Source organism: Nocardioides sp. (genome assembly GCF_035576065.1).
Taxonomy (GTDB): Bacteria; Actinomycetota; Actinomycetes; order Propionibacteriales; family Nocardioidaceae; genus Nocardioides.
Window position 1 is genome coordinate 1 of record NZ_DATLWX010000033.1, and the last position, 4672, is coordinate 4672.

7 protein-coding genes are annotated in these 4672 nt (G+C 69.0%); 6 read left to right on the plus strand and 1 reads right to left on the minus strand.

Features of this window, described 5'->3' with window-relative positions; genetic code table 11:
- Positions 1–6 precede the first annotated feature (6 nt).
- The 6 genes from VNJ48_RS22695 (at position 7) to VNJ48_RS15710 (ending at position 4027) form a co-directional block, all read left to right on the plus strand.
- Positions 7–144: a DUF1353 domain-containing protein gene (locus VNJ48_RS22695; RefSeq protein ID WP_414689961.1), complete on the plus strand. Its 138-nt coding sequence runs from the start codon at positions 7–9 to the stop codon at positions 142–144.
- Between the two features lie 57 nt (positions 145–201).
- Complete coding sequence (locus VNJ48_RS15690; protein ID WP_325603753.1) at positions 202–741, plus strand: hypothetical protein; 540 nt, start codon at positions 202–204, stop codon at positions 739–741.
- A 146-nt stretch (positions 742–887) separates the two neighbouring features.
- Entirely contained in the window at positions 888–1175 is a 288-nt protein-coding gene (locus tag VNJ48_RS15695; protein ID WP_325603754.1) for a hypothetical protein, read from the plus strand.
- A gap of 14 nt (positions 1176–1189) precedes the next feature.
- Positions 1190–3436, plus strand: a complete 2247-nt coding sequence (locus VNJ48_RS15700; RefSeq protein WP_325603756.1) for a hypothetical protein — start codon at positions 1190–1192, stop codon at positions 3434–3436.
- 10 nt (positions 3437–3446) lie between these two features.
- Complete coding sequence (locus VNJ48_RS15705) at positions 3447–3746, plus strand: hypothetical protein (protein WP_325603758.1); 300 nt, start codon at positions 3447–3449, stop codon at positions 3744–3746.
- The gene (locus VNJ48_RS15710; RefSeq protein WP_325603760.1) at positions 3743–4027 is read left to right on the plus strand and encodes a hypothetical protein; all 285 of its coding nucleotides are present in this window, start codon (positions 3743–3745) and stop codon (positions 4025–4027) included. The genes VNJ48_RS15705 and VNJ48_RS15710 overlap by 4 nt, the downstream gene beginning before the upstream one ends.
- A 121-nt stretch (positions 4028–4148) precedes the next feature.
- On the opposite strand, the gene VNJ48_RS15715 is transcribed toward VNJ48_RS15710, so the two are convergent.
- Positions 4149–4610 carry a hypothetical protein gene (locus tag VNJ48_RS15715; protein ID WP_325603762.1) on the minus strand — a complete coding sequence of 154 codons (462 nt, stop codon included), beginning with the start codon at positions 4608–4610 and terminating at the stop codon, positions 4149–4151.
- Between the last annotated feature and the right edge of the window lie 62 nt (positions 4611–4672).

The following is a 4672-nucleotide window of genomic DNA, read 5'->3' on the forward strand; positions in this document are numbered from 1 at the left end:
GACTTCCTGTGCCGGCACCCGGAACTTGTCTCGCCCAAGGACGCTGACGGCATCTTCCGCCGCGTCCTGCGCAAGCTCGGGGTCGGCCCGGTCCGCCGTTGGGTCATGTACCTGGGTGTGCGGATCGGCCACGGTTTCCGCTAGCCCGTTCCCAGCCCATCCCCCGCACCGACCGCCTGACCCCACACGAAGGAGAACCACATGGACGGCATGAAGATCGCCGAGACGGTTGAGCTGGTGCGCGGACGTGAGGACGCGGACGACCTCAGCATCCTCGGGTACGGCACCGTCGAGGTCATCGGCCCCGACGGCAACGTGAAGCAGTCCGTCGACTTCCACAACCTCGTCACCGACGTTGGTGACCTGTTCTACGCCAACCGGGCCATCGGCGCCGCCGTGACCGCCCTGACCGGGATGCAGATCGGCTCAGGCATCACCGCAGCCGCTAAGTCCGGCCTGGGTGGGGCGATGGTGACGCTGCTCGCCGGGCAGGCGTTCGACGCGACGTTCCCTTCGGTCAACAACCTGGGCGCCGGGCTAGGGGTCGAGGTGGTCTATAAGACGACTTACGCCGCCGGCGTCGGCACCGGCACGATCAACGAGGTCGTCATCACGAACGGCGCCATCGGCACCGCTTCGACCGCCGCGCAGACAATCTCGCGCGTGGTGCTGGGGACCGGCGTTGGCAAGGCGGCCGGTGACTCGCTGGCCGTCACCTATAGAACCAAGATGATCGGGTGACACGCTAACAGAGCGCGGGTCGCGTGGGCGCGCGAGTTGCTCGACCTGTATGCCGCCGAACTTGCTGAGCATCCGCACGAGCTAGGGAGCGCACCATGACCTGCACGTATCGTACGAAGCTCCTCGGCTGAGTTGCGGTCATCGGGATGGCGCTGCGTGAGGTCAGACTGGGGCAGTTGCTCGGGACGGTCAACGTGACCGCGATCATCGACACCACGATCGGCAGCAGCGAGGGCGAGCCGGTCTCGGTGACGGTGGACAACACCGACCCGGCCTCCACCGTCCTGATCATCGTGTGGCTGGTGGACTCGACTGGCGCGATCAAGAATGAGGTCCGGCACAGCCTCGGATCCCGTACGTCTGCGACGTTCCAGATCGCAGCGAAGGCCCTCGTCAAGGTCGGGGACCGCATCCAGGTCAACGTCAGCACCTAGAGGGGGTCGGCTCAGTGGCGATCTCCTTCGTCGGTGCCGCTTCGGCGACTGCCCTTTCGGCGAACATGACGGTCAGCAAGCCGACCGGCGTGGTGGCTGGCGACGTCATGATCGTCGGGTTGGGCCAGGCATCCAGCAACGTGCCGATGGCGACCCCGGCCGGCTGGGTGCTGCTGACTGACACGGGAGTGACCGCCCCCCGTCAGTGGGTGTGGCGACGGGTTGCGGACGATTCCGACAACACCGTCACGTCGTACACGTTTACATCTACGCTGACGAACTCCACCCGCCAGGCCATCGGCATCTCCGTCTATCGGGGAGTTGATGGCACCACCCCGCTCGACGTGCCAGCGGCGTTCACCTTCAGTGGCACGGCCAGCTCGAGCGCCGTCGCCCCGTCGCGCACTCCTGTCGCAGCCGACGACCTGCTGCTGTGCCTGTGGACGTGGGGGCTGAAAGGTACCATCACCACTACCCCGCCTGCGGGGATGACCGAACGCTTCGACGCTTGCGTCAACTCGGGCACGGCAGGTAACGGCTCGATCGCGCTGGCTGAGCAGCAACTCGCGTCGTCCGCTGCGACCGGGACGCGCACTGCGGTCGCCACGGTGTCGAGTGCGTGGGGGGCGACGAGCCTCCTGCTGCGCACCGCTGTCACTGGTGCGGCGCTCACCGCCGCCGCCTCGGACACTGTCGCTCTGACGGACACCGTCTCGACGGTCCTCGAGTCCGCTCCACTGGCCGCCGCGGTTACCGACTCTGTGACCCCGACCGACGCGGTGGCGACCGCCGCTGTGCGGGCGTCCAGCGTCACCGACGCCATGGCCCTGACTGACCAGGCGCAGACAGCGAAGACGGCCGTCACCACGTTGGCTGACGCGCTCGGGTTGACCGACACGGTGTCACTGGCCGCCGAGCGGGCAGCGACAGCAGCCGACACAGCCGCGCTGTCAGACAGCGTGCAGACCGCCGTGACCGGCAGCAACCTGACCGCGGCTGCTGCTGACACAACGGGCCTGTCGGACTCGGTCGTCACTGCCACCGCGCGGGTACTCGACACGAGCGACACCGTGCCGCTCGCGGACGTGACGGCAACGGCCGCCACCCGTGTCACCAGCGTGGCCGACGCCATAGCGGTGTCCGACTCGGCTGCGATTGCCGCCGACAGGGTCGCCGCCGCCAGCGACACCCTGGCCGCTACAGACGCAACGTCCTCGGCCAGTGATCGGACGGCCTCCGCAGCAGACGTGCTGGCCTTGACGGATGCGGCACAGACGTCCGGCGCTCTGACCGTCACGGCGGCAGACACCCTGCCCCTAGGCGACGCCACGACCGCCTCGGCGGCCAAGACAGCAACGGCCAGCGACACTCTCGACCTCAGCGACGCAGCAGCGGTCACCGCCAGCCGAGCTGTCAGTGCCGATGACACGCTGTCCCTCGCCGACACCACGAGCGCCACAGCGACACGTGTCGTCGCGACCGATGACACTGTCGGGCTCAGCGACAGCGCGACTACCGCGGCGACCCGCGTCACCGTCACGAGCGACAGCCTCGGACTGGCCGACAGCGTCACGACGAGCACCAGCTCCGCCGGAGTCAGCAACCCGACCGACAGTGTGGCCTTCAGCGACACCGTCACCACCGCCGCCGTTCGGGTCACCGCAGCAGCCGACACCCTCGACCTCGTCGACACCGCGACGACCGCAGCAACCCGGGTCACAGCAGCCGACGACGCGATCAGCTTGGCCGACAGCGTCACGGCATCGAAGGCTCAGGTCGCATCCACCGCCGACACTCTCGGGCTCAGCGACACGGCGACCGCGGCTGCGAGCAAGACGGCAGCAGTGGCCGACACGCTCGGCCTGACCGACACGGCCGCGAGCGTCGCCGCTAGGACGCTCGACCTCAGCGACGCAGTCGGCCTCACTGACAACACGAGCACGCCGACGGCGCGGGCGTTGACCGTGAGCGACAGCGTGCTTCTGCTGGACAAGCCGACGACCGCAGCACTGCTGGCGATGGCCGTCACTGACAGCCTGCTGCTGCTGGATGCGGCCGGGACGACGATCTTGAGTCCGTTCCGCGACGTCGTCCTCAAGGCCACCCTCGCGCAGCGCACCCGGACGGGCAGCCTCGCGCCGCCCACCGGGAGCGGCGGCACCCTCGCGGCCCAGCAGGACACCGCCACGATCGGCCCCCGGGCCCGGACCGGCGCACTCACCGGGCGAGGGCGCACCGCCGTCCTTGAGCCGCAGCCATAAGGGGCCCGCCATGAAGACCTACTCGTGCCGCAGGTGCGGGATGGCCTTCCGCTACTCCCACCCCCGGCAGTTCTGCGACGAGTGCCTACCTCTATGGCGGCAGGAGAACGCAGTCCGTCGTGACGGTGGCGCCGTTTCGTGGGACAACGTGCTCCATCACGTCGAGCTGCGGCTCGCCGCAGAGATGGCCGTCGCGCTGCTCAAGCTCGGCCGTCCACGTGACGCGCTCGCAGCACTCGAAGCCGTCCCCGCCCGCGCGCGTGTCCTCGACGCGCCACCGATCCCTGAGCAGAGAGAGGCCTCGCCGTGAGTACCTGGACGATCGCACGGGAAAGCGTCGAGCTCGTCGGCCCGCTGACCATCACAGACAACGGGGTGGCGATCACGACGTACGAGGTCGCGGTCGTCGCCGCCGGGTCGCGCCCGACCGTGTGGGGCCCGCCGAACGTCGTGGGCGTCAACCGGTTCGTGCTCGTCGGCCCTGGGACGGCGCGGCCGCTCACCCCCGGCGTCTACCGGATCTGGGTGCGGCACACCGCCTCGCCTGAGACGCCCGTGATGGACGACGTCGGGACCATCGTCGTGACCTAAATGCAAAGGATCGGCCCGGTTCCTTGCGTTGAGGACCGTCCAATGCAAGGAACGCCTCTAGCCCCCGCTCCTGCGCGCCTCACGGTGCCGGGAGCGGGGCGTTTTTGTCGTGGCCATCACGTCAGCACTTGTCGCCCAACGACGGCCGGAAGGACAGGCGGTCACCGGTCGCGGCGGCCACCCGGATCCCGGGGAAGTCTTTGCGCGCATCGCCGGCGTACTGGTTGGAGAAGAAGTAGGCAGACACCGCTGTGCAGATCGCAGAACCATCCCGGCTGCCCGGCGGCAGCGACGTCTCGACGAAGGCGGCGCCGACCCTGTCCTCGACGCGGACGATGCGGCCGATCCAAGGCGTGTCGCTGTAGTTCTGCTGCAGGAAGGACTGGATCGCAGCTGTGTCGAGGGACTTGGCCGACCCCTTTGACGGCGATGGAGCAGGCGAAGGCGAGGGCGCGAACGTCGGCGACGGGGATGACGAAGGCGAGGGCGCGGGCGATGCCCCTACAGCAGCGTCGGGCCCACCGCCGCCGCCGCAGGCGGACAGGCCGAGGACAGCGAGCAGGGCAACAGCGGGGAGTCTCATGGGCGTGTTCATGCCACGACCGCGAGCGGTCCGTCAAGCGCCCTGACCGCCGCGTGCGCCCG

Excerpts from the sequence above, each read along its gene's own strand:
- VNJ48_RS15690 (WP_325603753.1), top strand. The coding sequence starts at position 202 with ATGGACGGCATGAAGATCGCCGAGACGGTTGAGCTGGTGCGCGGACGT.
- VNJ48_RS15695 (WP_325603754.1), top strand. The coding sequence starts at position 888 with ATGGCGCTGCGTGAGGTCAGACTGGGGCAGTTGCTCGGGACGGTCAAC.
- VNJ48_RS15705 (WP_325603758.1), top strand. The coding sequence starts at position 3,447 with ATGAAGACCTACTCGTGCCGCAGGTGCGGGATGGCCTTCCGCTACTCC.
- VNJ48_RS15715 (WP_325603762.1), bottom strand. The coding sequence starts at position 4,610 with ATGAGACTCCCCGCTGTTGCCCTGCTCGCTGTCCTCGGCCTGTCCGCC.